General features: G+C 54.5%; 18 protein-coding genes and 1 pseudogene. 12 read left to right on the top strand and 7 right to left on the bottom strand.

Annotated features, from left to right (window positions below; genetic code table 11):
* The first annotated feature begins 26 nt into the window (after positions 1-26).
* Genes rstA through NYE85_RS15665 form a run of 3 tightly spaced genes read left to right on the top strand, consistent with a single transcriptional unit; the run spans position 27 to position 3,582 of the window.
* Positions 27-752, top strand: a complete 726-nt coding sequence (gene rstA / locus NYE85_RS15675; protein WP_259005658.1) for a two-component system response regulator RstA — start codon at positions 27-29, stop codon at positions 750-752.
* Positions 749-2,059, top strand: coding sequence for a two-component system sensor histidine kinase RstB (gene rstB / locus NYE85_RS15670; protein ID WP_259005657.1), 1,311 nt, complete (start codon positions 749-751; stop codon positions 2,057-2,059). The genes rstA and rstB overlap by 4 nt, the downstream gene beginning before the upstream one ends.
* A gap of 26 nt (positions 2,060-2,085) precedes the next feature.
* Positions 2,086-3,582, top strand: a complete 1,497-nt coding sequence (locus tag NYE85_RS15665) for a carboxypeptidase M32 (protein ID WP_259005656.1) — start codon at positions 2,086-2,088, stop codon at positions 3,580-3,582.
* A 743-nt stretch (positions 3,583-4,325) separates the two neighbouring features.
* Here the strand turns inward: NYE85_RS15665 and NYE85_RS15660 are convergent.
* Entirely contained in the window at positions 4,326-4,688 is a 363-nt protein-coding gene (locus NYE85_RS15660) for a hypothetical protein (RefSeq protein ID WP_259005655.1), read from the bottom strand.
* A 201-nt stretch (positions 4,689-4,889) separates the two neighbouring features.
* On the opposite strand from NYE85_RS15660, the pseudogene NYE85_RS15655 reads away from it, so the two are divergent.
* From NYE85_RS15655 to NYE85_RS15640, 4 genes and pseudogenes are all read left to right on the top strand, one after another.
* Positions 4,890-5,078 (top strand): annotated as a pseudogene (locus NYE85_RS15655) (Tn3 family transposase); the annotation flags it as partial.
* A 163-nt stretch (positions 5,079-5,241) separates the two neighbouring features.
* Positions 5,242-6,276, top strand: coding sequence for a DUF3472 domain-containing protein (locus tag NYE85_RS15650; RefSeq protein ID WP_259005654.1), 1,035 nt, complete (start codon positions 5,242-5,244; stop codon positions 6,274-6,276).
* Between the two features lie 273 nt (positions 6,277-6,549).
* Positions 6,550-6,825 carry an acid resistance repetitive basic protein Asr gene (gene asr, locus NYE85_RS15645; RefSeq protein ID WP_259005653.1) on the top strand — a complete coding sequence of 92 codons (276 nt, stop codon included), beginning with the start codon at positions 6,550-6,552 and terminating at the stop codon, positions 6,823-6,825.
* 270 nt (positions 6,826-7,095) lie between these two features.
* A complete protein-coding gene (locus NYE85_RS15640) occupies positions 7,096-7,917 on the top strand; it encodes a serine protease (protein WP_259005652.1) in 822 nt (273 codons plus the stop codon).
* 48 nt (positions 7,918-7,965) lie between these two features.
* Here NYE85_RS15640 and hrpA read toward each other — a convergent pair whose 3' ends face one another.
* Positions 7,966-11,853, bottom strand: coding sequence for an ATP-dependent RNA helicase HrpA (gene hrpA / locus NYE85_RS15635; protein ID WP_259005651.1), 3,888 nt, complete (start codon positions 11,851-11,853; stop codon positions 7,966-7,968).
* 264 nt (positions 11,854-12,117) lie between these two features.
* Between hrpA and azoR the strand changes: the two genes are divergently transcribed.
* Positions 12,118-12,723 carry an FMN-dependent NADH-azoreductase gene (gene azoR / locus NYE85_RS15630; RefSeq protein ID WP_259005650.1) on the top strand — a complete coding sequence of 202 codons (606 nt, stop codon included), beginning with the start codon at positions 12,118-12,120 and terminating at the stop codon, positions 12,721-12,723.
* Between the two features lie 269 nt (positions 12,724-12,992).
* Here azoR and NYE85_RS15625 read toward each other — a convergent pair whose 3' ends face one another.
* Genes NYE85_RS15625 through NYE85_RS15615 form a run of 3 tightly spaced genes read right to left on the bottom strand, consistent with a single transcriptional unit; the run spans position 12,993 to position 16,134 of the window.
* Positions 12,993-13,316, bottom strand: coding sequence for a YdbL family protein (locus NYE85_RS15625; RefSeq protein ID WP_259005649.1), 324 nt, complete (start codon positions 13,314-13,316; stop codon positions 12,993-12,995).
* A gap of 11 nt (positions 13,317-13,327) precedes the next feature.
* Positions 13,328-13,525, bottom strand: a complete 198-nt coding sequence (locus NYE85_RS15620) for a YnbE family lipoprotein (RefSeq protein WP_259005648.1) — start codon at positions 13,523-13,525, stop codon at positions 13,328-13,330.
* Positions 13,522-16,134 carry a YdbH family protein gene (locus NYE85_RS15615; protein ID WP_259005647.1) on the bottom strand — a complete coding sequence of 871 codons (2,613 nt, stop codon included), beginning with the start codon at positions 16,132-16,134 and terminating at the stop codon, positions 13,522-13,524. Before NYE85_RS15615 ends, NYE85_RS15620 begins: the two co-directional genes overlap by 4 nt.
* Positions 16,135-16,654: 520 nt before the next feature.
* Between NYE85_RS15615 and NYE85_RS15610 the strand changes: the two genes are divergently transcribed.
* Together NYE85_RS15610 and hslJ are read left to right on the top strand one after the other, a co-directional pair.
* On the top strand, positions 16,655-17,647 hold the full coding sequence (locus NYE85_RS15610; protein WP_259005646.1) for a 2-hydroxyacid dehydrogenase: 993 nt from the start codon (positions 16,655-16,657) through the stop codon (positions 17,645-17,647).
* Positions 17,648-17,658: 11 nt separating this feature from the next.
* Positions 17,659-18,096, top strand: a complete 438-nt coding sequence (gene hslJ / locus NYE85_RS15605; protein ID WP_259005645.1) for a heat shock protein HslJ — start codon at positions 17,659-17,661, stop codon at positions 18,094-18,096.
* A gap of 35 nt (positions 18,097-18,131) precedes the next feature.
* Here hslJ and NYE85_RS15600 read toward each other — a convergent pair whose 3' ends face one another.
* A complete protein-coding gene (locus NYE85_RS15600) occupies positions 18,132-18,392 on the bottom strand; it encodes a DUF333 domain-containing protein (RefSeq protein ID WP_004962659.1) in 261 nt (86 codons plus the stop codon).
* A 342-nt stretch (positions 18,393-18,734) separates the two neighbouring features.
* The gene (locus NYE85_RS15595; protein WP_259005644.1) at positions 18,735-19,067 is read right to left on the bottom strand and encodes an SMR family transporter; all 333 of its coding nucleotides are present in this window, start codon (positions 19,065-19,067) and stop codon (positions 18,735-18,737) included.
* A 231-nt stretch (positions 19,068-19,298) separates the two neighbouring features.
* On the opposite strand from NYE85_RS15595, the gene nifJ reads away from it, so the two are divergent.
* Together nifJ and ttcA are read left to right on the top strand one after the other, a co-directional pair.
* On the top strand, positions 19,299-22,832 hold the full coding sequence (nifJ, locus tag NYE85_RS15590) for a pyruvate:ferredoxin (flavodoxin) oxidoreductase (protein WP_259005643.1): 3,534 nt from the start codon (positions 19,299-19,301) through the stop codon (positions 22,830-22,832).
* A gap of 235 nt (positions 22,833-23,067) precedes the next feature.
* Entirely contained in the window at positions 23,068-24,006 is a 939-nt protein-coding gene (gene ttcA, locus NYE85_RS15585; protein WP_259005642.1) for a tRNA 2-thiocytidine(32) synthetase TtcA, read from the top strand.
* The last annotated feature ends 101 nt before the right edge of the window (positions 24,007-24,107 follow it).

The following is a 24,107-nucleotide window of genomic DNA, read 5'->3' as shown; positions in this document are numbered from 1 at the left end:
GCCCGCCTTGTTGATAAGCCTAAATAATGCACAAAATTGTTTTTGTAGAAGACGACGAGGACGTCGGCAAACTGATTGCTGCCTATCTGGGTAAACATGACATCGACGTGCTAGTGGAGGCGCGCGGTGACACCGCCCAGGCGCGGATTGAACAAGAGCAGCCGGATCTGGTGCTGCTAGACATCATGCTGCCCGGCAAAGACGGCATGACGCTGTGCCGCGATCTGCGACCGATCTTCCCTGGCCCTATCGTGCTGCTCACCTCGCTCGATAGCGACATGAACCATATCCTGTCATTGGAAATGGGTGCCAACGATTACATACTTAAAACCACTCCGCCGGCGGTACTGTTGGCGCGATTGCGCCTGCACCTGCGCCAGCATGGCGGGCAGACGAAAGAAGACGGCGCGCCACCGTTGACTCAGCATAACGCGCTGCATTTTGGCCTGCTGTGCATCGACCCGGTCAACCGCCAGGTGACGCTGGCGAATGAAAGCGTCACCCTGTCCACCTCTGACTTCGATTTGCTGTGGGAGCTGGCAACCCACGCCGGGCAAATCATGGATCGCGAAGCGTTGCTGAAAAACCTGCGCGGCGTAAGCTATGACGGTATGGATCGCAGCATCGACGTGGCGATTTCCCGTCTGCGACGCAAACTTTATGACAACGCGCTGGAGCCGTTTCGTATCAAGACGGTGCGCAACAAAGGCTATCTGTTCGCCCCCAATGCCTGGGAGTCGGCGCAGCAATGAGGAAACTCTTCGTTCAGTTCTTTCTGCTGCTGTTCGTCTGCTTTCTGGTGATGGCAATGCTGGTCGGGCTGGTCTATAAGGTAACCGCCGAACGCGCCGGGCGTCAGTCGATGGATGATCTGATGAAAAGCTCGCTGTATCTGATGCGTAGCGAACTGCGTGAGATCCCGCTGAAGGACTGGAACAAAACCATCGATACGCTGGATTTGAACCTGTCATTCCAGCTGCACATCGAACCATTAGGCAAGCAAAAACTCAGTGCAGAGATGCAAAAGCGGCTGCGACTGGGCGAGATCATCGCACTGGACGATCAATACACCTTTATGCAGCGCATCCCGCGCAGCCACTATGTCTTGGTCGTCGGCCCCATCCCCTATCTGTTTTACCTGCACCAGATGCGGCTACTCGATTTGGCATTGCTGCTGTTTATCGGCCTGTCGCTGGCGCTGCCGGTATTCCTGTGGATGCGCCCGCACTGGCAGGATTTACTCAAATTGGAGAATGCCGCTCAGCGGCTCGGTGCCGGCCACCTGGATGAACGTACCCATTTCGATCCCACATCGAGTCTCAACCGATTGGGAGTGGCGTTCAATCAAATGGCGGACAACATCAACACCCTGATCGCCAGCAAAAAACAGTTGATCGACGGCATTGCCCATGAACTGCGCACCCCATTGGTACGCTTGCGCTACCGCTTGGCGATGAGTGATAACCTTGCCGAGGTCGAACAACAGGCGCTCAACCGCGATATCAGCCAGTTGGAGTCGCTGATTGACGAGTTACTGACCTATGCGCGCCTCGATCGTCCGCAGGTATCCCTCAATATCGAACCGCTGGATCTGCCCGGTTGGTTGCAGGACAAGGTCGAGGATATTCGCGTGATACACCCGCAGCGCGACATCGAGCTGGATATACCGCATTGTGGCGATTTCGGCGGCGTTGACCTGCGCCTGATGGAGCGCGTGCTGGACAATCTTGTCAATAATGCGCTGCGCTATTCGCAGCAACGGCTGCGCATTGGCCTGTGGTTCGACGGTGATATTGCCTGCCTGCAGGTCGAGGATGACGGCCCGGGGATCCCGCCGGAGGAGCGGTTGCGGGTATTCGAACCGTTTGTTCGACTCGATCCCAGCCGCGATCGTGCCACCGGCGGCTGCGGTCTGGGGTTGGCGATCGTGCACTCCATTGCGCTGGCCTATCAGGGCCAGGTACAGGTAGACGCCAGCCCGCTCGGCGGCGCGCGTTTCCGTTTCTGTTGGCCAGTTAAATACCCGTTATTACTCAAGACCGATCCGCAGTTGAGCTGACCGGATCGCTATTCAGGAGCTGAGACATGACATCTGCACAGACTTCATCCGCCTATCACCAGTTACGTGGCTTATTCAGCCGTTTGTCGCGTTTCGGCCACCTCTCCGCCATTGCTGGCTGGGACATGCAAACCATGATGCCGCCCGGGGGCAGCAAGGCGCGTTCGCAAGCGCTGGCGGAACTGAGCGTACTGCAGCATCAGCTGTTGACCGCCGAAAAAACCGGCCAGTTGCTCGAGTACGCCCAGCAGGAATCCCTGGACGATGTCGACCGCGCCAACCTGCTGGAAATGCGCCGCCACTACGACAACGCCGTGCTGGTACCTGAATGGCTGGTCGAGGCCAAGTCGCTGGCCGGCGCCCGCTGCGAGCATGCCTGGCGCTCACAGCGCCCGGCCAATGATTGGCAGGGATTTGCCGACAATCTGCGCGAGGTGGTAAAACTCAGCCGCGAAGAAGCGCAGATTCGTGCCCAGGCCAACGGCAGTAGTCGTTACGATGCGCTGCTCAATTTGTTCGAACCTGGCATGCGCGGCAGCGATCTCGAACGTATTTTTGGCGACCTGAAAACCTGGCTGCCGGATTTACTACAAAAAGTGGTCGCCAAACAGGCGCAGGAACCCTGCCTGATGCCGCAAGGCCCATTCGATGTCGACACCCAACGCAAACTGAGCCTGAGCGTCATGAAATTGCTGGGGTTCAATTTTGACGCTGGCCGGGTCGACGTCAGCGCCCACCCCTTCTGCGGTGGCGTGCCTGAAGACGTGCGTATCACTACCCGCTATAACGACAAGGAATTCCTCACCGCGCTGCTCGGCATCGTTCATGAAACCGGTCACGCCCGTTATGAACAAAATCTGCCGCGTGAGTGGCTGGGACAACCGGTAGCGCAGGCGCGTTCCACCGCGATTCATGAATCGCAAAGCCTATTGTTTGAAATGCAGTTGGCGCGCAGTAGCGACTTCCTGAAGATCCTGCGGCCGTTGGTGGTCGCCCAGTTTGGCGACCAGCCGGCACTGGAGGAAGGCAATTTCATTCGCCTCAATCAGCGCGTAAAACAAGGCTTGATCCGCGTTGATGCTGATGAAGTCAGTTACCCAGCCCATGTGATTTTGCGCTACGAAATCGAAAAGGCCCTGATTGAAGGCGATATCGAGGTCAACGACATTCCGGCGCTATGGAATGAGAAAATGCGTCAGTATCTTGGTCTGGACACCGTTGGCGATTACCGCAACGGCTGTATGCAGGACATTCACTGGACCGACGGCGCGTTTGGCTACTTCCCTACCTATACGCTGGGGGCAATGTACGCCGCACAGCTGTTCGCCGCCATTCGCAATGCGTTGCCGAATTTGAGCGATGACATTGCGCGCGGCGACCTCAGCGCTCTGTTCCACTGGCTGCAACAACATATCTGGCGTCACGGCAGTCGCTTCCCGACGCAAACGTTGATTGCCAATGCCACCGGTGAATCGCTTAATCCACGCTATTTCCGCCAACATCTGGAAAGTCGTTACCTGTAACCCCTCTGGCGCGGGCTTTCCGCGCCATTCCCTCTTGCATGACCCGCGTAGTTTCATGGCTCTCGATCGTTTTTGCCATCGCTGTGGTTGCAGATGCGTGGTTAACTCGTCCTTATATGTATGTTGTAACTAAAATAGATTTTGTTTATAGGAATTTGACGCTCACTAGCGAAAACTCACGTTAGCAATGTTTCCTGATGGCGGTACCGGTAGCGTTATATCCCAACAATCTATCAAACGCCGGCTCAGCGCAACGCTGGTGTTTAACGATTTGTTGACGGCATAATGGGGCTGGACTCTATACTGGTGACCAGAGGGCCTTTTCGGCCATTAAAAGAGGCGTGAGAGGAAGAAGATATTGCTAACGTGAGTTTTCGTTGAGCCAGTAATTAAAATTGTGTAATTGCCTGTTTTTGATATGTTCACTCCAAAGTCCGCCAGAATGGCAGCGTCAATTCCCATTGTTGTTAGTTGCCAATATGAATTTAATGGCTACTATAATTTTTTTTACGCAAACATAAGTTCCAACTGGTACAACAAAAAACAAAATCAGTAATGATAATTCTTTTGGGATCTCATAATACCAATAGCTAAAAATCCCGACACTACGATAAAGCAAAGGAATAATTAGAAGCGATATTAGTGCATACACATAATACCATTTCTTATCACTATTCATATCATCACCTTTTGTCTTAAGAATTAGAGTCATTGCCAGTGACTCTAACAATCATATAATCTAATCAGCGAGTACAGGAACCGCCGATCCCACCATTACCACAATTGCTGTTGCCGCCCTTGCTACTGCTGTTATTGTTTCCTGCGTCTTTGAAACAGCCGCCTCCGATAGTCCCAGCAGCAAGGCCTATACCAAATCCGACAAGAGTTCTGGAAGCAATACCACCAAGAACACCACTGGCTACGCCGTTTGAACAATCCCCTTGGCCTAACCCCTGGCCGGCAGCTGACGTATTGCTAACAAAACCATTAGCCTGGCCACCATAGTTAGTTGAAGCACTACGGCCACCATTATCAACACGGTCACCGCCATTGTTGCCTCGGCCACCAGAAACAAAACTTAACATTGAAGAATCAATAACTTTCATAAACAACTCCTTTTGATTATTTAGTTAACCTTGTGTAAGCTTTTGTAAATTCACCCATCAATAGCTCTCTTTTCGAGAAGAATCAAGCCTAGATTGGAAAGGTATAATAATTATATATTTTTTGTTTACGTTAAGTTTAAGTTAAGGATATTTAATGAATAAAGCATCATGGATCAAAGCTTAGTTTTCTGGAGCGATACCGACAGTCAGGAAGACCAACTGGGAGCTCTGGATCTGGTTACTAACACCGTTGTGTTATGGAACACTATTTATATTCAGACTGCCCTGGATCATCTCCGGGCACAGGATGAGCCCCTGAATGATAAAGATATCGCACACCTCTCACCACTTTGCCACAGACATATCAATATGCTCGGTCATTATTCCTTCGAGTACATAATTTTCATATATTTCATCACTCATTAAAGAGAAAACTTTAGTGTACATTAGTTACTGATTTCAATACTGTCTGCTCGAGCCAATATTTTCATATTACTCGGAATAAATGTAACTTCATCTAACAACCACCATTATCAAATAAAGAGCAAAAGCCATGCGTTATAAAATCACCAAAGCCTCGGCAGTACCTTTATTATTGTTGATAAGTCCGCTAACTCATGCCGTTGTAGCGGGTGGCATTGTTTCGGTAGAACATACGTGGCCTGACAATGCAGAGTTTAATAAATTATCTTTTTTTCAGCAGGTAAATAACGATGGGGGGAAAGACTCTCATTATTACTGGGCCAACCAGTTCTTTTTCAAACAGGGAGATGGTGGGTATATTGGTTTACAAAATAGAGGCAATAGAGTTCACGCCTTTAATTACTCTATCTGGCAGGCAACAGGGTGGAAAGGCGGTGAATGTAACTACTTCAGTCACGAAGGTTCAGGGGTACAATGCCAAATTGAGATCTCGTGGAAAGTCGGACATCAATACAAATTGGATGTTTCCAAAAATGGCAACCTGGTGACAGGGGTAGTGACCGATCTGATGGATGGCACAACGACCACGGTAGGCGTGATCGAAGTGCCAGATTCATTCGGTAAGTTGCACTCCTCTTCCGGCTTCGTTGAGGAATATTCCCAAGGGAATGGCCAACTTTCCTCCTGTTATGTGATGGGGGCACAAAGCTCGATTTTTCTAAATCCCATAGGCGACGATAAAACAAAGGCCGAGCAGCGAACCCATACCTATGGAAACTGCAATGATCCCTATGTGGTTCAAGCAGCATGTAATGATGACGCCTGCATCAATACGGTCAGTAATCTTGGGGCTGTAGCTTCGCCAAGTGCGCCTAGGGTATCAATTGTCAACGGTAGCAATTTGGCCGCAGATACCCTCGCTGAAACGTTACACAACCATGATTTGGCAGTTATTTACTCACAGGACGGCTCATGGGCACCGAATATTCATTTCCCGCCGCCCTACGCGGTCAAATGGAAATCAATTTTTGTCGATCATCGTGCTGGTTATAGCTCATCGGTTCATGTCAACGGAGGTATTACGCAGGTAAACAAGGGGCAGCAGTTGATGTATATGTCCAATGGTAGCAGTTGGGAAATTATTGATCCTAACGAAGAGAATTAGCCCTTTATTAAGCTTGGAATACCGTCAACCGTTAGATTACCAACGATAGGTTGGCGGTTTCGTTTCATTACAAAGGTAATTACGTAATGGCCGTTCCACCCCGGCGTCAATGTCGCGCCGCGAACATCAAGCACCGTAGCGAGCCTGCCCTGCTATACATACCGTTACACGCCGAAACCAATCACTCACGGAACGCCCCGACGCATTGCTCTATGATTTTTTCACCGGCCCCGTAGTGGGTTGATAGATAAACTGTCATTTGAGGATGTAATAATGAAAAAAGTATTAGCTCTGGTTGTCGCCGCTGCAATGGGTTTGTCTTCTGTGGCGTTTGCTGCCGACGCGGCTACCACCGCGCATAGCGCACCGGCTAAATCGTCGCACGTCACCAAACACCATGCCAAGAAAACCACCGAGCAGAAAGCGCAGGCCGCCAAGAAGCAGGTGAAGGCCAGCGCTAAAAAAGCGCCAGCTCAGAAAGCCCAGGCAGCCAAAAAGCAGCATAAAAAAGCCAGCCATAAAAAAGCGGCCAGCGCACCGGCAGCCTAACCTCAGCCACCTTGTTTCACACCCGGTTCGCCGGGTGTTTTTTATCAGGGGTTCTCATTGATGCTGCGTCGTTATTTATTCGAAATCATCTTGGTTGCCCTGATTGTCTGCGGGCTGATCGCCACCATTTTTTATCTGTGATTTTCCTGTCGTAACGCATAAGAATTTATTGAAAAATCAATTAACGACCATCCCCAGAATGATGATTTCAGTCTATAGTGAACATTCAATAAGTTTATGGATGACCCGTATTTATCAGGCGAAAGATCTATGCGCAGATCCGTGTTAATGTTGTTGTGCTCATTTCCGCTTGTGATGACCTGGACAGTTCGGGCTGATAGCCCTTCCGATACGTCGATGGCCGAGCAAACCCGTCTGTTTTTCGGCAAAGATGATCGCATCAAAGTCAGCGATACCAATGGCTGGCCCTGGCAGGCAATTGGCCAGTTAGAAACCGCCAGCGGTAACCTGTGTACCGCTACGCTGATATCCACACATTTGGCGTTGACCGCAGGACACTGTGTGCTAGCACCGCCTGGCGCCCTGGACAAGGCGATAGCGCTGCGCTTTATCGCTCAGCATCATGGCTGGGCTTATCAAACCGAAAACATCGAAACGCTGGTTGATCCGCGGCTGGGTAAAAAACTCAAACCGGACGGTGACGGCTGGATTGTTCCCCCCTCGGCGGCAGCCTATGATTTTGCCCTTATCCGCCTGAGGGACCCCGCACCGCTGCCGATCAAGCCGTTACCGCTGTGGCAAGGTGACAACAAAGCCCTGACGCAAGCGATGAAACAGGCCAGGCGGCTGATTACCCAGGCCGGTTATCCGGAAGATCATTTGGACGATCTTTACAGCCATCAGAATTGCAAAGTTACCGGCTGGGCGCAGCAAGGGGTGTTATCGCACCAGTGCGATACGCTGCCGGGCGACAGCGGTTCTCCGCTGTTGCTGAAAACTGCTGACGGCTGGCGACTGATCGCCATCCAAAGCTCGGCACCGGCGGCGAAAGACCGATACCGCGCAGATAATCGGGCATTGGCGGTCACCGCCATTTATCAACAGTTACGCACCCTAGCGGCAAAAAAATAACGCGCAGCCGGTAACGGCTACCGGCTGCGTGGCCATATGCCCTGTTATCTAGGCCGATAGCTGCTCAATGGTCTGCAAGATACGCTTGTCGGAAATCGGATACGGTGTTCCTAGCTGCTGGGCAAACAGGCTCACGCGCAGTTCTTCAATCATCCAACGCACCTCCTTGACTTCGTCGTCCTCACGGCGCTTTGGCGGCAGTTTGTTCAGCCATTGCTGCCAGGCCTGCTGCACCTGCTCAACCCGCAACATCTGCGCACGGTCGCGATGCGGATCGATCGCCAGCTTCTCCAGACGACGTTCGATGGCCTGCAGATAACGCAGCGTGTCCGGCAAACGCTTCCAGCCGTTATTGGTGACGAAACCGCGATAGATCAATCCGCCCAGCTGAGTTTTAATGTCCGACAGCGCCAGGGCCAGCGACATGTCTACCCGCCCTTTCAATCGCTTGTTGATATTGAACACCGTGGTCAGGATCTGTTCCACCTGCTTGGCGACGTTAACCACCGTTTCGTTCAAATCGGCACGAATTCGCTCCTGCAAGCGGGCAAAATCCTGCTCCTGCCACACCGGGCCGCCGTTTTCAGCGATCAGCTTGTCGATACCGCAGGAAATGCAGTCGTCAATCAAATCCAGTACTTTGCCGTACGGGTTAAAATAGAGTCCCAGTTTGGCCTTGTTCGGTAGTTTCTCATGCAGGTACTTGATGGGCGACGGCACATTAAGCAGCAGCAAACGGCGTGTACCGCGCCACATGGCCTGCCGTTGTTCCTGTTCACTGTCAAACAGGCGGATCGCCACGCTGTCTTTTTCATCGACCAGCGCCGGATAGGCCTTTACCGAATAACCACCGCGCTTCTGCTCATAAAACTCGGGCAATTTACCAAAGCTCCAGATATGCAGATCGCTTTGCTCAAGCCCGTCGTCCGCCACCGCCGACAGCGTTTCCTGCACTTTTTCTTTCAGTTGCAGTTTCAACGCCGCCAGGTCCTTACCCTCACGCAGCGTCTGGTGTTTGTCACCCACCACGCGGAAAGTCATCTTGAGATGTTCGGCGACCTGATCCCATTGCCAATCATCACGTGACACCGTCACCCCGGTCATGCGCCGCAGTTCACGCTCCAGTGAATCCAGCAGCGGCATTTCCAGCGGCGTAGCACGGCCAAGGAAGGCTTCGGCATAGTTTGGCGCGGGAACAAAGTTACGGCGGACCGGCTTGGGCAGCGATTTGATCAACGCAATCACCAGTTCGCGCCGAATGCCGGGGATTTGCCATTCAAAGCCCGCATCGTCAACCTGATTGAGGATTGCCAGCGGAATGTGCACCGTGACGCCATCCGCATCGGTGCCCGGTTCAAACTGATAGGTCAGCCGCAGCTTGAGATTGCCCTGATGCCAGAAGTTCGGGTAATCCAACGCGCTGATCTGGTTGGCCCCCTGCTTGATCAACATCTCTTTTTCAAAGTTGAGCAACTCCGGCTGCTGCCGGGCAGTCTGTTTCCACCAGCGATCAAAGTGACGCCCCGAGACCACGTCCGACGGAATACGCCGGTCGTAGAAGCTGAATAACGTCTCGTCATCCACCAGAATATCGCGCCGGCGTGATTTATGTTCCAGCTCTTCTACTTCGGCGCGCAGTTTAAGGTTGGCACTGAAGAACGCGTGGCGCGTCTGCCAATCCCCTTCGACCAGCGCATGACGAATAAACAGCTCACGACACAGCAACGGATCGAGGTTGCTGTAATTGACCTGCCGCGCGGCGACGATCGGCAGGCCGAATAGCGTCACTTTTTCGCTGGCCATTACCGCCCCCTGCGATTTCGACCAATGCGGCTCACTGTAATGATGCTTGACCAAATGCTGTGCCAGCGGTTCGATCCATTCCGGTTCGATGCGGGCGGCAATGCGCCCCCACAGCTTGCTGGTTTCCACCAGTTCCGCCACCATCACCCATTTCGGCGGCTTCTTGAACAGCCCGGAACCGGGGAAAATGGCAAAACGCGCATTGCGCGCTCCGCTGTACTCCTGTTTGTCGGCATCTTTCTGGCCGATATGTGACAGTAAACCGGTCAACAGCGCCAGATGCACGCTGCGGTAATCAGACGGCTCGCTGTTGATCGGCAAGCCCAGTTCCTTCACCACCTGACGAAGCTGGGTATAGATGTCCTGCCATTCGCGCACCCGCAAATAGTTGAGGTAGTCGGTGCGGCACAGCCGGCGGAACTGGCTGGATGACAGCGCTTTCTGCTGTTCTTGCAGGTAGTTCCACAGGTTGACGAAAGCGATGAAATCCGAATCCTTGTCGGCAAAGCGTCGGTGCTTCTCGTCGGAGGCCTGCTGTTTGTCCATCGGCCGTTCACGCGGATCCTGAATCGACAGCGCTGCGGTGATGATCATTATTTCGCGTACGCTGCCGCTGTTACGCGCCTCCAGCACCATGCGGGCCAGACGCGGATCGATCGGTAACTGCGCCAACTGACGCCCTTGTTGCGTCAGTTGGTAATGACCGTTTTCCAGCGTATTGATCGCGCCGAGCTCTTCCAGCAGTCGGACACCATCCTGAATATTGCGCTTATCCGGCGCTTCAACGAACGGGAATGCGGCAATATCGCCAAGCCCAAGCGAGGTCATCTGCAAAATGACCGACGCCAGGTTGGTTCGCAGGATTTCCGGGTCGGTAAACGCCGGCCGCGACAAGAAATCCTGCTCCGAATACAGGCGAATGCAAATCCCTTCCGAAACACGGCCGCAACGCCCTTTACGCTGGTTGGCCGACGCCTGAGAAATCGGTTCTATCGGCAGACGCTGCACCTTGGTACGGAAACTGTAGCGGCTAATGCGCGCAGTGCCGGGATCGATCACGTATTTGATGCCCGGTACGGTGAGTGAAGTTTCCGCAACGTTGGTCGCCAGCACGATGCGACGGCCATGGTGTGACTGGAAGACCCGGTTCTGCTCGCTGTTCGACAGCCGTGCATACAGCGGTAACACCTCGGTGTGCGGCAGATTGAGTCGGTTGAGCGCATCGGCGGTGTCGCGAATTTCACGCTCACCGCTCATAAAGATCAGGATATCCCCCGGTCCGGCACGCCCCAGTTCGTCTACCGCATCAAAAATTGCCTGTAACTGATCGCGCTCGCCGTCATCGGCGTCGTCAACCACCGGTCGATAACGCACTTCAACCGGATAGGTACGTCCGGAAACCTCGACGATCGGCGCATTGTTGAAGTGGCGGGAAAAACGCTGGGGATCGATGGTTGCCGAGGTAATGATCACCTTTAAATCCGGGCGTTTGGGCAACAGTTCGCGTAGATAACCGAGTATGAAATCAATATTCAGGCTGCGTTCATGCGCTTCATCGATAATCAGCGTGTCGTATTGCATCAACAGCCGATCCTGCTGGATTTCTGCCAGCAGGATACCGTCGGTCATCAGTTTGACCAGCGACTGCTCCCCCACCTGATCGTTAAAACGCACTTTATAGCCGACGCTGCCACCGAGCGGTGTGTCCAGCTCGTCGGCAATGCGGTTGGCGACGGTGCGCGCCGCCAGCCGGCGCGGCTGAGTATGGCCGATCAGCCCTTTGACGCCACGACCCAGTTCCAGACACATCTTAGGTAGCTGGGTGGTTTTGCCCGAACCGGTTTCCCCGGCAACGATCACCACCTGATGGTCGCGGATCGCCTTGAGGATCTCCTGCTTTTTCTGACTGACCGGCAGATTCGCCGGATAGCTGATGCTTGGACATGAGGCGGCACGCGATTGCACTTTCTGCAAGGCGACGGCGATATCGTGTTCGAGCTCGGCGGCGATGGCCTGCAGAGCTTCGGGATTTTTGACTTTTCGTGCGCCAAGCAGCCGACGCCGGAGACGCTGTTGATCACGGAGCATCAGATCATCCAATTGGGATGATAATGCCGCGAGCGAAGATTTCACGTTCGGTATTCCTTGTTTCACGCTGCCGGGCGCGCTGCCGGTAACGGTATAGAATGATTTTAGCTATTTTTCAGCAATAGATGCACAGGGTATCACAAGCTGTTTTCTGCCCATAATTCCTCTGGTTAGCCTGCGGCAAGTTATTCAATAAAATCGAACAAAGATCTCGAAATATTCCGCTATCCCTGTTGGAAAAAGATGCCTAGAGTGTAATCCATGCGAGGGACACCGAGTCCTGATTTCACTGTCATTAAGGAATTACCGATGAGCAACGTACTGGTACTCAAATCAAGCATCCTGGCGACCTATTCTCAGTCTAACCAATTGGCCGACTTTTTCATTGAGCAATGGAACCAAACCCACGGCGGCGATACCATCACCGTGCGTGACCTGGCGGCCAACCCGATCCCAGTGCTGGACGGCGAACTGGTTGGCGCACTGCGCCCTTCCGACGCCCCGTTGACGCCACGTCAGCAGGAAGCGCTGGCACTGTCCGACGAGCTGATCGCCGAACTGCAGGCCAACGACACCATCGTTATGGCGGCGCCAATGTACAATTTCAACATCCCGACCCAGTTGAAGAACTATTTTGACCTGATTGCCCGTGCCGGCGTGACCTTCCGTTACACCGAAAACGGCCCGGAAGGCCTGGTGAAAGGCAAACGCGCCATTATCCTGACCAGCCGCGGCGGCATTCACAAAGGTACGCCGACCGATCTGGTTGAACCATACCTGCGCCTGTTCCTGGGCTTTATCGGCATTACCGAGGTTGAGTTCGTGTTTGCCGAAGGCATCGCCTACGGCCCGGACGTGGCAACCAAAGCGCAGGAAGACGCCAAAGCGCTACTGGCACAGGTGGTTACCGCCTAATATCAGCCCGGCGCGCCAGCCGCTGTTGTGTCAATAGCGACCACATCAGCGCCGCAGATTGCCCGCAAAATATCATGCCGTTCAGCCAAGCCTGAGCGGTTTTTTTTGCCTGCCATAACGTGACGTTGCCGGGGATTACCGGTGCGTTGCCTGCCTAACGCCCCGCCGTCGGCCAGTGCGTGGTTCGCCAACGGATTTATCATTGGTACGCGACAGGTTTGCCGGCTGCAGGCCGCCAATCCTCATGCGTGCGGCATAAGCGGGTTGGGTTATTTTTTTAGCCACTGGCCATTGATGCCACGGACATACTCGCCTGGTTGCGCACGCGCCACCAGTTTCTGCCCGGCCATGCGTGCCACCTGGTCAATGGTGATGTGATTGGCCTCCGCTACCTGCTGATACTGTTCGCTACGCCCGTTATTGATGCGGGAGACCAGTTCCAGCGTTTGCGCATCCTGCTTTAACGGCGCGACATAACCGCTCAGCGTTTCTCCCAGACGCCCCTGGGTTTTGGCTTCATCCAGCGTTAACGCCATCGCCATGCTGCTGAATAATCCACCGATAGCCATCAGCAATAACATTCTTTTTTTCATTTTGTCGGCTCCTAGAACAAATCGCTGCGGTTTTTCAGCATGGTTTCCACGTCCTTGTCCACTTTGATGTGGATTTCATGTTCTATTTTGACATTCATGTTGATGGTAATCGGTTCTTTCGGCGTCGCCACTTCAATACGCGGCACGCATCCGTTAAGCAAAAAAGTGCTGACCACGGCGGCCAATACTGGCCCGGTGATGATTCTCATGGTTGTTCCCCAGGTTCTGCGAGTGCCTGCTCCAGCCACTCCTGTAAATTGTCGCCAAAGCGCAGGCTGCGCCACAGCTGAAACACGTTTTCCTGATGGCTATAGTTCAGAATAACTTCTCGTTTGGCACTTTTCAGCGGATTGACCCCGTCGATTTTCGCTTCCAGCCTCAGCTCGCCCAGGTTATCCAGATCGACCCGAGCCTGCGAACGGTTGATTTCCATATAGCGCAACCAGTCAATCGCCGCGCCGGTCGCCAGATTGTTACTGGCAATGGCATCCGCCATATCCTTGTCCAGTCGCAGCGTCAGGGTGCCGGCATTGGCGATCCAGCCGTCGCGCACCAGCCATTTGGGGTGGTTAAGGTATAACGGCAGCTCGCCATCGACCCGCCCGGACATGGCAAACTGTTTAGGCTTCAATACGGTAAACAGCGCGCTGAGATCGACATTGTCCAGTTTCAGCACCGCGGCGTCATGCTGTGGGACACGCAGCGCCGACAGGCTGATATGGCCGTTGAGCATATCAACGCCAAGGTTACTGAGCGTCAGTGGCAAATCTTCGCTATAAGGATAGGTTCCCTGCAGATCGGCGGTAATGTTCTGCATATCAAACAGGTTGCTCAGCGATTTAATCCGCAGCGTCACCGGCTGTTTGGCGCCAAGCTGCCACAGATGATTTTTAAGCCGGTACGACATGACAAAATCCAGCCCGCTCATTTCGCCGTCTTTCAGCCACATCCCGCCATCGCTGACCACCCAGTGGCCGCCGGCCTCAAAGCCTTGCACCCGAGCAGCAGAAAACGCCGTCTGGGCATAAAACTCACCGTCGCGCAAAGCAATATTCAAATCCGGTGAAATCAGCGGTTGGAACACCGCCAATCGCTGCTTTGGCCACCAGCCTTCGCCACGCAGTCGCTCGCCGTCCCAACGGCCGCGCAGCGCAATAGGCCCTATTTCCTGCGCATTCAGCTTGCCCTGCCACTGGAAATTGTTCGGATCGCTGCCCTTGAGTTGCAGGTTGAGGGTCGACGGCGGTAAATGCCCGCCGTCGGTGAATCTGACGCTGTCGGCCACCAGTTTCAGCTCGCCATCAAATGCCGGCTGCGTCTCGTCACGTTGCCAGCGCAGCGGTTTATTCAACGTCAAACGCGGCGCATTGACCGTGACCATGCCGTATTTCAACTTGTCGAATCCGGTGGAAAGGCGCTCAAGCGTCAGCGCGCCGTCATGCCAGCTGCCGTTACCGGCCACGTCCCATGCCGCCAGCAGCGGAGGCATGTCGCCGCTCCCCCAATAGCGCCATTGCCAATGGCCGTGATCGGGCCAGAACTCCTGCGCCTTACCGTCCAGATGCAGCTTAACCCGCCCCCAATAGTCATCGCTGGCGCGGATGATCGCCTGCAAACGACCGGTGATTCCGGCGGCGGTCACCTTCAGCCCGGCCAGTGGCAGGCGCGCTTCTTCAAGCCGCATTTCCGGCGTGGCATTGCCCCAGGCGCGCAATAGCGAACCGGGTTGCAGTACCAGGGTCGGATTGAGGATCGAGCCGCTGAGGATGCCGGGGATTGATGCAGTCAATGAGTAATCCGCCAAATTGGCCTGGCCGGTCAACTGGAAACCGAGATCGCTCTGCGTCAGACCGAGGGTGCCCGGCCCGAGCGTCAGCACCGCATTGCCTTTGCCGTTGTGACCGGCGGTGATGACATTGAGTCGCGCACTGATCTGGGTTTCATCGAACCCCTTGCTCCAGTCATGCAATGCAACGCTGATGCCACCATTCAGCGGTTGGTCAATATATGGCCAACGCCATTGCCCCTTGGAAATACTGATCTGATGGGCATCAACCGCCCATGGCAGCGTCGCCAGCGGCCGAGCGTCGCCCTTTTCGGTTAGCGTCACCACGCCCTGACGCTGTTGCCAGCGCACTTCCATCAGCAATGGTTTATCCAGGTAGCCGGTCTGCATTTCGCCCTGTAGCGCGCCGTACTGCGGCATGCTGTGCAGATCGAGAGGAATGGCAACTTGCCCGCTTAGACGTAACGGTTCACTGCTATTTGGGGGCACCACGGTCAGTTGACGAACGGTGAGCCGCTGTTGCCGATCCAATGTGGCGTCGAGGCTAAGATTTTTGCCGGTGTAATGCAGCCGCTGGCCATTAGCCGTAGAGCCTAGTTGCAATTTGCCAGCGTAGCGTTGCCACGGCAGAAGCTTCAGTTCGCCGACGGTCATCTCCAACTGCGGTAATTGCTGTTGCAGTTTATCCAGCGCCAGCGCGGCGTCATTGGTATCACCGGCAGGCAGCGAGGACAGGCAGGCGGTGTCGACACTGACCTGGTCACTGGCCAGTTGCCATCGGCCAGCGTTGTAACGCAGGCGTGTTGGCCCGACGTCGGCCAACAGGCAATCCTGCGCCTTCAACTGCACCCCTGCCAGCGACAAACCAGCCTGCTGCCATTGCAGCGGCCCTTTAATCACAAGCTGGCTGCCCGTCGGCAGCCAATGAGCCACCAGCCGTGGCAACCATTGCGGCAGCGTTTGCCAAATGGCCATCGGCAGGATCACCATGCAAGCCACAATCCCTATGAATACTTTCAATCGCTTAGTCATTAAATGATTGTTTCAGTCCTGAGTACGCCACGCCCGCGGTTAAGTGTATGCCAGAAAGGACAATAATGATGTCACGAATTTGCGGCGGCGCAAAGGCAACCGCTCTTTCCAGCGATGAATTCGGCGCATTCCACCGATGGCAATTCTGCTTTGATCGATTTTTCTTACATATTATCCGCGTGGCCCACTGTTGTTTCAGACTTTTATTATTGTGGTTACGCACAATGATTAATAGGCTTGCAATGATTATTATAAGTAAGTTGTATATTCGCGCATCTCGCTACTGCGGATATATGTGAAAAAGCCTATTGCCCCCACCGGTTACGTGGGGATTTTTTTGCCTTCCATCCGGCTCATTCCGTCTGTGCCATCCGTCGCGGCCGTTGCTACGCTTATATTTACCTGGGCGATCGCTATTGGGCACCTCGCCGCTCAACGCCGGCGCGCAATGATGCTAAGTATTTGTCAAAAATGGGAAATCCCTTTAAACTTAGCCTAAATCAACGGTGGAGAAACCACGATGAAACTGGCGATATACAGCACTAAACAGTATGACCGTAAATATCTTGAGCTGGTAAACCAGCAGTTTGGTTTCGAGCTGGAATTTTTTGACTTTCTGCTCAGCAAGAAAACCGCCAAAACCGCCTCTGGCTGCAAAGCCGTTTGCATCTTCGTTAATGACGATGGCAGCCGTGAAGTGCTGGAAGAGCTGGCAGCCCAGGGTGTCAAAATCCTTGCGCTGCGCTGTGCCGGTTTTAACAATGTCGATCTGGACGCGGCGAAAGAGCTGGGCATAGAGGTGGTACGCGTGCCGGCCTATTCGCCAGAAGCGGTGGCCGAACACGCCGTCGGCCTGATGATGTGTCTGAATCGCCGTATTCATCGCGCCTACCAGCGTACCCGCGACGCCAACTTCTCGCTGGAAGGCCTGATCGGTTTCAATATGCATAACCGCACCGCCGGGGTGATCGGTACCGGTAAAATCGGCGTGGCAACCATGCGTATCCTGAAAGGCTTCGGCATGAAGCTGCTGGCCTATGATCCCTATCCCAGCGCCCAAGCGCTGGAACTGGGCGCCGAGTATGTCGATCTGAAAACGCTGTACGCCCAGTCCGACGTCATTACCCTGCACTGCCCGTTGACCGCAGAAAACCATCATTTGCTCGACGCCGAGGCGTTTTCGATGATGAAAGACGGCGTGATGGTGATCAATACCAGCCGCGGCGGACTGGTTGACTCTTCGGCGGCCATCGACGCGCTGAAACAGCAGAAAATTGGCGCGCTGGGGATGGACGTATATGAAAACGAGCGAGACCTGTTCTTTGAAGACAAATCCAACGACGTGATTCAGGATGATATTTTCCGCCGTCTCTCGGCCTGCCATAACGTGCTGTTTACTGGCCATCAGGCGTTCCTGACGGAAGAAGCGCTGACCAGTATTTCTGAAACCACGCTTAAAAACGTCGATCAACTGTCGCGCGGTGAACCCTGCGCCAATCAGTTGAATGGCTGAAGGAGAGAGGAATGAGCCGGTTATTACCACTGGCGTTGGCCAGCATGCTATTGGGCGGCTGTGCCATGCCATCGACAGAGTCGGCGCCGTCGACGGTGGTCGTCAGCGATCTGCAACATCACAACTTTGTGCTGCAAAGCGTTGACGGTGTGGCGGCCAACGCCACACGGGGCCGGGGACCCAGCATTGAATTCGGTGAGCGGCTGCATGTATCGGGCACCATGTGCAACCGTTTTTCAGGCTTCGGGCAATTGCAACACGGTGCGCTGACGGTAAAAAACCTGGCGATGACTCGCATGCTGTGCAGCGATGCGCAACGTAACCAATGGGACGGCATCATTACTCAGATGCTGCACAATGGCGCACAGGTCACACTGCAACAGCAGCAATTGACGCTGAGCGACAGCACGCACACGCTGGTGTATACCCTGAAAGACTGGGTGCAATGATTGCTAACCCAGGCTGAATTCAGCCTGGGTTAGCCTCACCCGGCGCCAGAACAGGCTCCCTGGCCTAGCGCCCACTCCTCACATTGCTTGCCGTCCGGCATTTGACACATTCTCACCGTCTCGCCATTGAGCAGATGAGCAATCGTGGTGGTACCGCCCACGTTCGCGCAGTGCGCACTGGTAGGTAAATGATTGATTTTGGCGCTAGTCCCCTGCTGTTGCGGTTCATCGTTATTGCTGCTGCATGCAGCCAATACCAGAACGGCGCCAGCCAGCCACCCGTTGTGCATTGCCATTGTTTTCTCCTGAATCCGTCATTGTGCCGTGGTAACAACCGAGTCTCTTGGTGGACAGGTATATTAAATGTTGCAACAAACTTATTTAATCTAGCCTGTTGGTTAAATAATGAGAATATAAATCGGCAATTATCAGATTAATTTTTCACCACACGGCAACCGGTGATGGCAGCGTATCCGGCCGTTGTGGCCATCACCGCTGCCGCCCCCAGTTCATAGCCGCAAGCCGATGTTCGCTGTCTCACGCCGTTCCGCCCGCTCCCCATCAGCGTCAGGGGTAACGAGACTCGCGCCAGCAGCGCCCGCTTAAATCAACGACGTTAGACAATAGAAAAATAATAATCAATGCGCGCTGGTTTTTGATAACAAATTAATCACCAAAACCCCGGCGATTATTAACCCCATGCCAATAATTGCCGGCCAATCCAATTTCTGGTTATACACAAACACCGCCGCAATAGACACCAGCACAATACCCATTCCCGACCAGATGGCATAAACGATACCCAATGGCATGGTTTTTACCACCATCGACAATCCCCAGAAAGCCACGCCATAGCCGATCACGACCACCAACGACGGCCACAGCCGGGTAAACCCTTCAGAGGCCTTGAGCATGGTAGTGGCAATCACTTCGGCGATAATCGCCATGGTTAAATAGATAAATCCGTTCATTGTTGTGCTCTTGCATTAATTGGTGTCTGGCTATTATGACAGCGTTTAAATAAATTGGCGTTAACCGGCGATGATATTTATCCGCAAAATAATCCTCTGGCGTTGAGAAATATAAATTTACAACTGCGGCCACGCACTAAAAGCCACGTCACACAATCATGATAAAGCGAGCCAAATAGCCTCTGCTAGACTTTGCCGATGACTACGACGTTATTGATATAGGCAATGAAAATGATCACTACAGATGGCAACAATGCCGTTGCGTCGGTGGCTTATCGCACCAATGAAGTTATCGCAATTTACCCTATTACCCCCAGCTCGACCATGGCCGAACAGGCCGACGCCTGGTCTGGCGATCGGCGCAAAAACATTTGGGGCGACGTACCGCGCGTGGTGGAAATGCAGTCCGAAGGCGGTGCTATTGCCACCGTACACGGCGCCTTGCAAACCGGAGCATTGTCGACGTCGTTCACCTCATCGCAGGGATTGCTGCTCATGATCCCTACGCTGTATAAACTGGCCGGTGAACTCACGCCATTTGTACTGCACGTGGCGGCCCGTACCGTAGCCACCCACGCGCTGTCGATCTTTGGCGATCATTCCGACGTAATGGCGGTTCGGCAAACCGGCTGCGCCATGCTGTGCGCCAGCTCGGTACAGGAAGCGCAGGATTTTGCGCTGATTGCCCAGACGGCGACCCTCAATAGTCGTATTCCATTTATTCATTTCTTTGATGGTTTCCGTACCTCCCACGAAATCAACAAGATTGCGCCGCTGAGTGACGATACGCTGCGCCAGATGCTGCCGCAGAAGGCTATTGATGCCCATCGTGGTCGGGCGCTGTCGCCGGAGCGTCCGGTAGTACGCGGCACCTCCGCCAACCCGGATACCTATTTCCAGGCGCGCGAGGCCACCAATCCATGGTACAGCCAAACTCGCGAACACGTTGGCAACGCCATGCAAAAATTCGCCGAACTGACCGGCCGCCACTATCAGCCGTTTGACTATTACGGCCATCCTCAGGCCGAGCGCGTGGTGGTGTTGATGGGTTCCGCTGTCGGCACCTGCGAAGAGGCTATCGACATCCTGTTGGCGCGCGGCGAGAAAGTCGGCATGGTGAAGGTACGGCTGTATCGGCCATTCTACGCTGCCGATCTGCTTGAGGCGCTGCCCGTCAGCGCGCGAAACATTGCCGTACTGGATCGCACCAAAGAACCAGGCGCCCTGGCCGAACCGCTGTATCTGGACGTCATGACCGCATTGGCCGAGGCTTACAGTCGTGGTGAGCGCTCCGCTCTGCCGCGGGTCATCGGCGGACGTTATGGTCTCTCGTCAAAAGAATTTGCTCCAGACTGCGCGCTGGCGGTGTTTGCCGAATTGGCGCTGACCGATCCGCGGCCGCGCTTCACGGTCGGTATTTTCGACGACATCAGCGGCCTGTCGCTGCCAATCGGCGAACAGCAGCCTGCCTCGCACGCCACGCTGGAAGCACTGTTCTATGGCCTGGGCAGCGACGGTAGCGTGTCGGCTACCAAAAACAACATCAAAATCATTGGCAACGCGACCCCGCTGTTTGCCCAGGGCTATTTCGTCTATGACTCCAAAAAGGCTGGCGGTCTGACGGTGTCGCACCTGCGGGTCAGCGAACGGCCAATAAATTCGGCTTATCTGGTTGCGCAGGCCGATTTCATCGGGTGCCATCAGGCGCAATTTATCGACAAGTACCAGATGGTAGAGCGGCTCAAACCCGGTGGCATTTTCCTGCTGAATACGCCATACGATGCCGATGAGGTATGGGCGCGGCTGCCCCAGGAAGTACAGGCTCTGCTGTGTCAGCGCCAGGCGCGTTTCTATATTGTCAACGCCGCCAGACTGGCGCGTGAATGCCGGCTCGGCGCTCGTATCAATACCGTGATGCAAATGGCGTTCTTCCAATTGACACAAATTCTGCCGAGCGATGTCGCACTGCAGCAACTGCAAGATGCTATTGCACACAGCTACGCCAGCAAGGGAGCGGATATTGTCGAACGCAACTGGCAAGCGCTGGCGGCAACGCGTCAGGCACTACAGGAAATCCCGCTGCAATCGGTCGACCCGCACAGCGCGATGCGTCCGCCGGTGGTTGCCGACACCGCGCCAGATTTTGTCAAAACGGTCACCGCCGCCATGCTGGCCGGGCTGGGAGACAGCCTGCCGGTTTCCGCGTTCCCGCCAGACGGCACCTGGCCGGTCGGTACCACCCGGTGGGAAAAGCGCAACATTGCCGAACAGGTGCCGATCTGGCAAGCCGAACTGTGCACCCAGTGCAACCACTGCGTCGCCGCCTGCCCCCATTCGGCCATTCGTGCCAAAGTGGTTACGCCCGAGTCCATCGCCGATGCGCCTGCCGGTCTGCAATCGCTGGACGTCAAGGCGCGCGATATGCGAGGCCAGAAGTATCTTTTGCAAGTCGCGCCGGAAGACTGCACCGGCTGTAATCTGTGCGTGGAGGTCTGCCCAGCCAAAGACCGGCAGGATCCGTCGATTAAAGCGATCAATATGGCATCGCGACTGGACAACCTGGCGGTCGAAAAAGCCAATTATGATTTCTTCCTGCAACTGCCGGAAATCGATCCGGCGCAGCTTGAACGTATCGACATTCGCACCTCTCAGCTGATTACCCCGCTGTTCGAATATTCCGGTGCCTGCTCCGGATGTGGCGAAACCCCTTATATCAAACTGCTGACTCAGCTGTACGGCGACCGGCTGCTGATTGCCAACGCCACCGGCTGCTCATCGATCTACGGCGGCAATCTGCCGACCACGCCATATACTACCAATGCGCAAGGGCGCGGGCCGGCATGGGCCAACTCGTTATTTGAAGACAACGCCGAATTCGGCCTGGGTTTCCGCCTGACGGTCGACCAGCATCGCCAGCGCGTACTGCGGCTGCTGGAAACGCTGGCGCCGCGGTTGCCGGTTGAACTGGTCAATGGGTTACAACTGACCGACATTGCGCCAGAACCACGCCGCCAGCAAATTGCCACCTTACGCAGCCTGCTGGCTAACATTGAGGGCGAAGACGCACGGCAGTTGGCCTGTGATGCCGATTATCTGGTGGACAAATCCATCTGGCTTATCGGCGGTGACGGCTGGGCTTATGACATCGGCTTCGGCGGCCTGGATCACGTACTGAGCCTGACGGAAAACGTCAATGTGCTGGTGCTGGATACCCAGTGCTATTCCAACACCGGCGGCCAGCAGTCGAAAGCCACCCCGCTCGGTGCGGTAACCAAGTTCGGCGAGCATGGCAAACGCAAGGCGCGCAAAGATCTGGGGGTCAGCATGATGATGTATGGCCACGTCTACGTGGCGCAAATCTCGCTCGGCGCACAGCTCAACCAAACGGTAAAAGCCATTCAGGAGGCTGAAGCCTATCCTGGACCGTCATTGATCATTGCCTACAGTCCGTGCGAAGAACACGGTTATGATCTGGCGCTCAGCCACGATCAAATGAAGCAGTTGACCGCCACCGGTTTCTGGCCGCTGTATCGGTTCGATCCGCGGCGCGCAGAAGCCGGTAAAGCAGCTCTGGCTCTAGATTCACGCCCGCCGAACAGCGAATTGAGCGCTACCCTGCTCAAGGAACAGCGCTTCCGGCGCCTGAACAGCCAGCAACCGGAAGTCGCCGACGCCTTGTACCAGGAAGCGGAACAGCAACTGAAGGCAAAATACGACTTTCTGAGCCTGCTGGCCGGCAAGGCGGAGAAATCCACCGCCGAATGACCGCGCATAGGCATGCTGCCGGGCGCGTCAGTCCGATCGTTGACAGGGATAAAACAGCGCAATAGTTAAAACGGCTGGCATTCGTCCGTGCAATCCGTACCATACACGCCACATCTCTATGGCGTGTTGATTGATGCAATGAATCATGAACGAATCACACTGATGAATGCTAAACTTGCCAACGAAAAAAACGCTGCGCCAATAGAGCCCCAACATGAGAACGAGCACGATTTAAATGTCAGATAAACAATCAGTTAGTCAAAAAGAGCAGTACAACCTCAACAAGTTGCAAAAACGCCTGCGCCGCAACGTCGGCGAAGCGATTGCCGATTACAATATGATTGAAGAAGGCGACCGCATCATGGTTTGCCTGTCCGGCGGTAAAGACAGCTACACCATGTTGGAAATTCTGCGCAACCTCCAGCAAAGCGCGCCGATCAATTTCTCGCTGATTGCGGTCAACCTCGATCAGAAACAGCCAGGGTTCCCGGAACACATTTTACCGGCCTATCTGGACGGTCTGGGCGTCGAATATAAAATCGTCGAAGAAAACACCTACGGCATCGTAAAAGAGAAAATTCCTGAAGGCAAAACCACCTGCTCGCTGTGTTCACGCCTGCGCCGCGGTATTCTGTACCGCACCGCCAGCGAACTCGGAGCGACAAAAATCGCGCTTGGCCATCACCGCGATGACATATTGCAAACGCTGTTCCTCAATATGTTCTACGGTGGGAAAATGAAAGGCATGCCGCCAAAGCTGATGAGCGACGACGGCAAGCACGTGGTGATCCGTCCGCTGGCCTATTGCCGTGAGAAAGACATCGAGCGTTTCGCTATCGCCAAAGAATATCCGATTATCCCCTGCAACCTGTGCGGTTCACAACCGAACCTGCAACGCCAGGTGGTTGGCGATATGCTGCGCGATTGGGACAAACGTTATCCTGGCCGTATCGAAACCATGTTCAGCGCCATGCAGAACGTGGTGCCGTCACACCTGTGTGATACCGAACTTTTCGATTTCAAGGGCATACATCACGGCAGCGAAGTCATCAACGGTGGCGATCTGGCGTTCGACCGTGAGGATCTGCCGATGCAGCCTATCGGCTGGCAGCCGGAAGAGTCCGATGACGCCAGCGTGGCGCCACAGCGACTGAACGTATTGGAAATCAAATAATTACCCTGCTCCATCGGCGGCGCGTCGATGGAGCCCCTCCTGCCGTTCTGTTTTCGAGCCCGCTCACAATTCCAGCAAAAAACACCTGACATTATCAGCGA

It is taken from the genome of Serratia sp. AKBS12, from assembly GCF_024793895.1.
Taxonomy (GTDB): Bacteria; Pseudomonadota; Gammaproteobacteria; order Enterobacterales; family Enterobacteriaceae; genus Serratia_F.
The sequence above is the reverse complement of the archived record's forward strand: the minus strand, read 5'-3'. Positions and strand labels throughout refer to the sequence as shown.

Bases quoted from the DNA above. Each gene is read 5' to 3' on its own strand.
- NYE85_RS15625 (WP_259005649.1), bottom strand. From the start codon at position 13,316: ATGAAAAAAAGAATGTTATTGCTGATGGCTATCGGTGGATTATTCAGC.
- rstB (WP_259005657.1), top strand. From the start codon at position 749: ATGAGGAAACTCTTCGTTCAGTTCTTTCTGCTGCTGTTCGTCTGCTTT.
- asr (WP_259005653.1), top strand. From the start codon at position 6,550: ATGAAAAAAGTATTAGCTCTGGTTGTCGCCGCTGCAATGGGTTTGTCT.
- NYE85_RS15650 (WP_259005654.1), top strand. From the start codon at position 5,242: ATGCGTTATAAAATCACCAAAGCCTCGGCAGTACCTTTATTATTGTTG.
- hslJ (WP_259005645.1), top strand. From the start codon at position 17,659: ATGAGCCGGTTATTACCACTGGCGTTGGCCAGCATGCTATTGGGCGGC.
- NYE85_RS15600 (WP_004962659.1), bottom strand. From the start codon at position 18,392: ATGGCAATGCACAACGGGTGGCTGGCTGGCGCCGTTCTGGTATTGGCT.
- NYE85_RS15660 (WP_259005655.1), bottom strand. From the start codon at position 4,688: ATGAAAGTTATTGATTCTTCAATGTTAAGTTTTGTTTCTGGTGGCCGA.
- azoR (WP_259005650.1), top strand. From the start codon at position 12,118: ATGAGCAACGTACTGGTACTCAAATCAAGCATCCTGGCGACCTATTCT.
- NYE85_RS15640 (WP_259005652.1), top strand. From the start codon at position 7,096: ATGCGCAGATCCGTGTTAATGTTGTTGTGCTCATTTCCGCTTGTGATG.
- NYE85_RS15615 (WP_259005647.1), bottom strand. From the start codon at position 16,134: ATGACTAAGCGATTGAAAGTATTCATAGGGATTGTGGCTTGCATGGTG.
- rstA (WP_259005658.1), top strand. From the start codon at position 27: ATGCACAAAATTGTTTTTGTAGAAGACGACGAGGACGTCGGCAAACTG.
- NYE85_RS15610 (WP_259005646.1), top strand. From the start codon at position 16,655: ATGAAACTGGCGATATACAGCACTAAACAGTATGACCGTAAATATCTT.
- NYE85_RS15620 (WP_259005648.1), bottom strand. From the start codon at position 13,525: ATGAGAATCATCACCGGGCCAGTATTGGCCGCCGTGGTCAGCACTTTT.
- nifJ (WP_259005643.1), top strand. From the start codon at position 19,299: ATGATCACTACAGATGGCAACAATGCCGTTGCGTCGGTGGCTTATCGC.
- NYE85_RS15595 (WP_259005644.1), bottom strand. From the start codon at position 19,067: ATGAACGGATTTATCTATTTAACCATGGCGATTATCGCCGAAGTGATT.
- NYE85_RS15665 (WP_259005656.1), top strand. From the start codon at position 2,086: ATGACATCTGCACAGACTTCATCCGCCTATCACCAGTTACGTGGCTTA.
- ttcA (WP_259005642.1), top strand. From the start codon at position 23,068: ATGTCAGATAAACAATCAGTTAGTCAAAAAGAGCAGTACAACCTCAAC.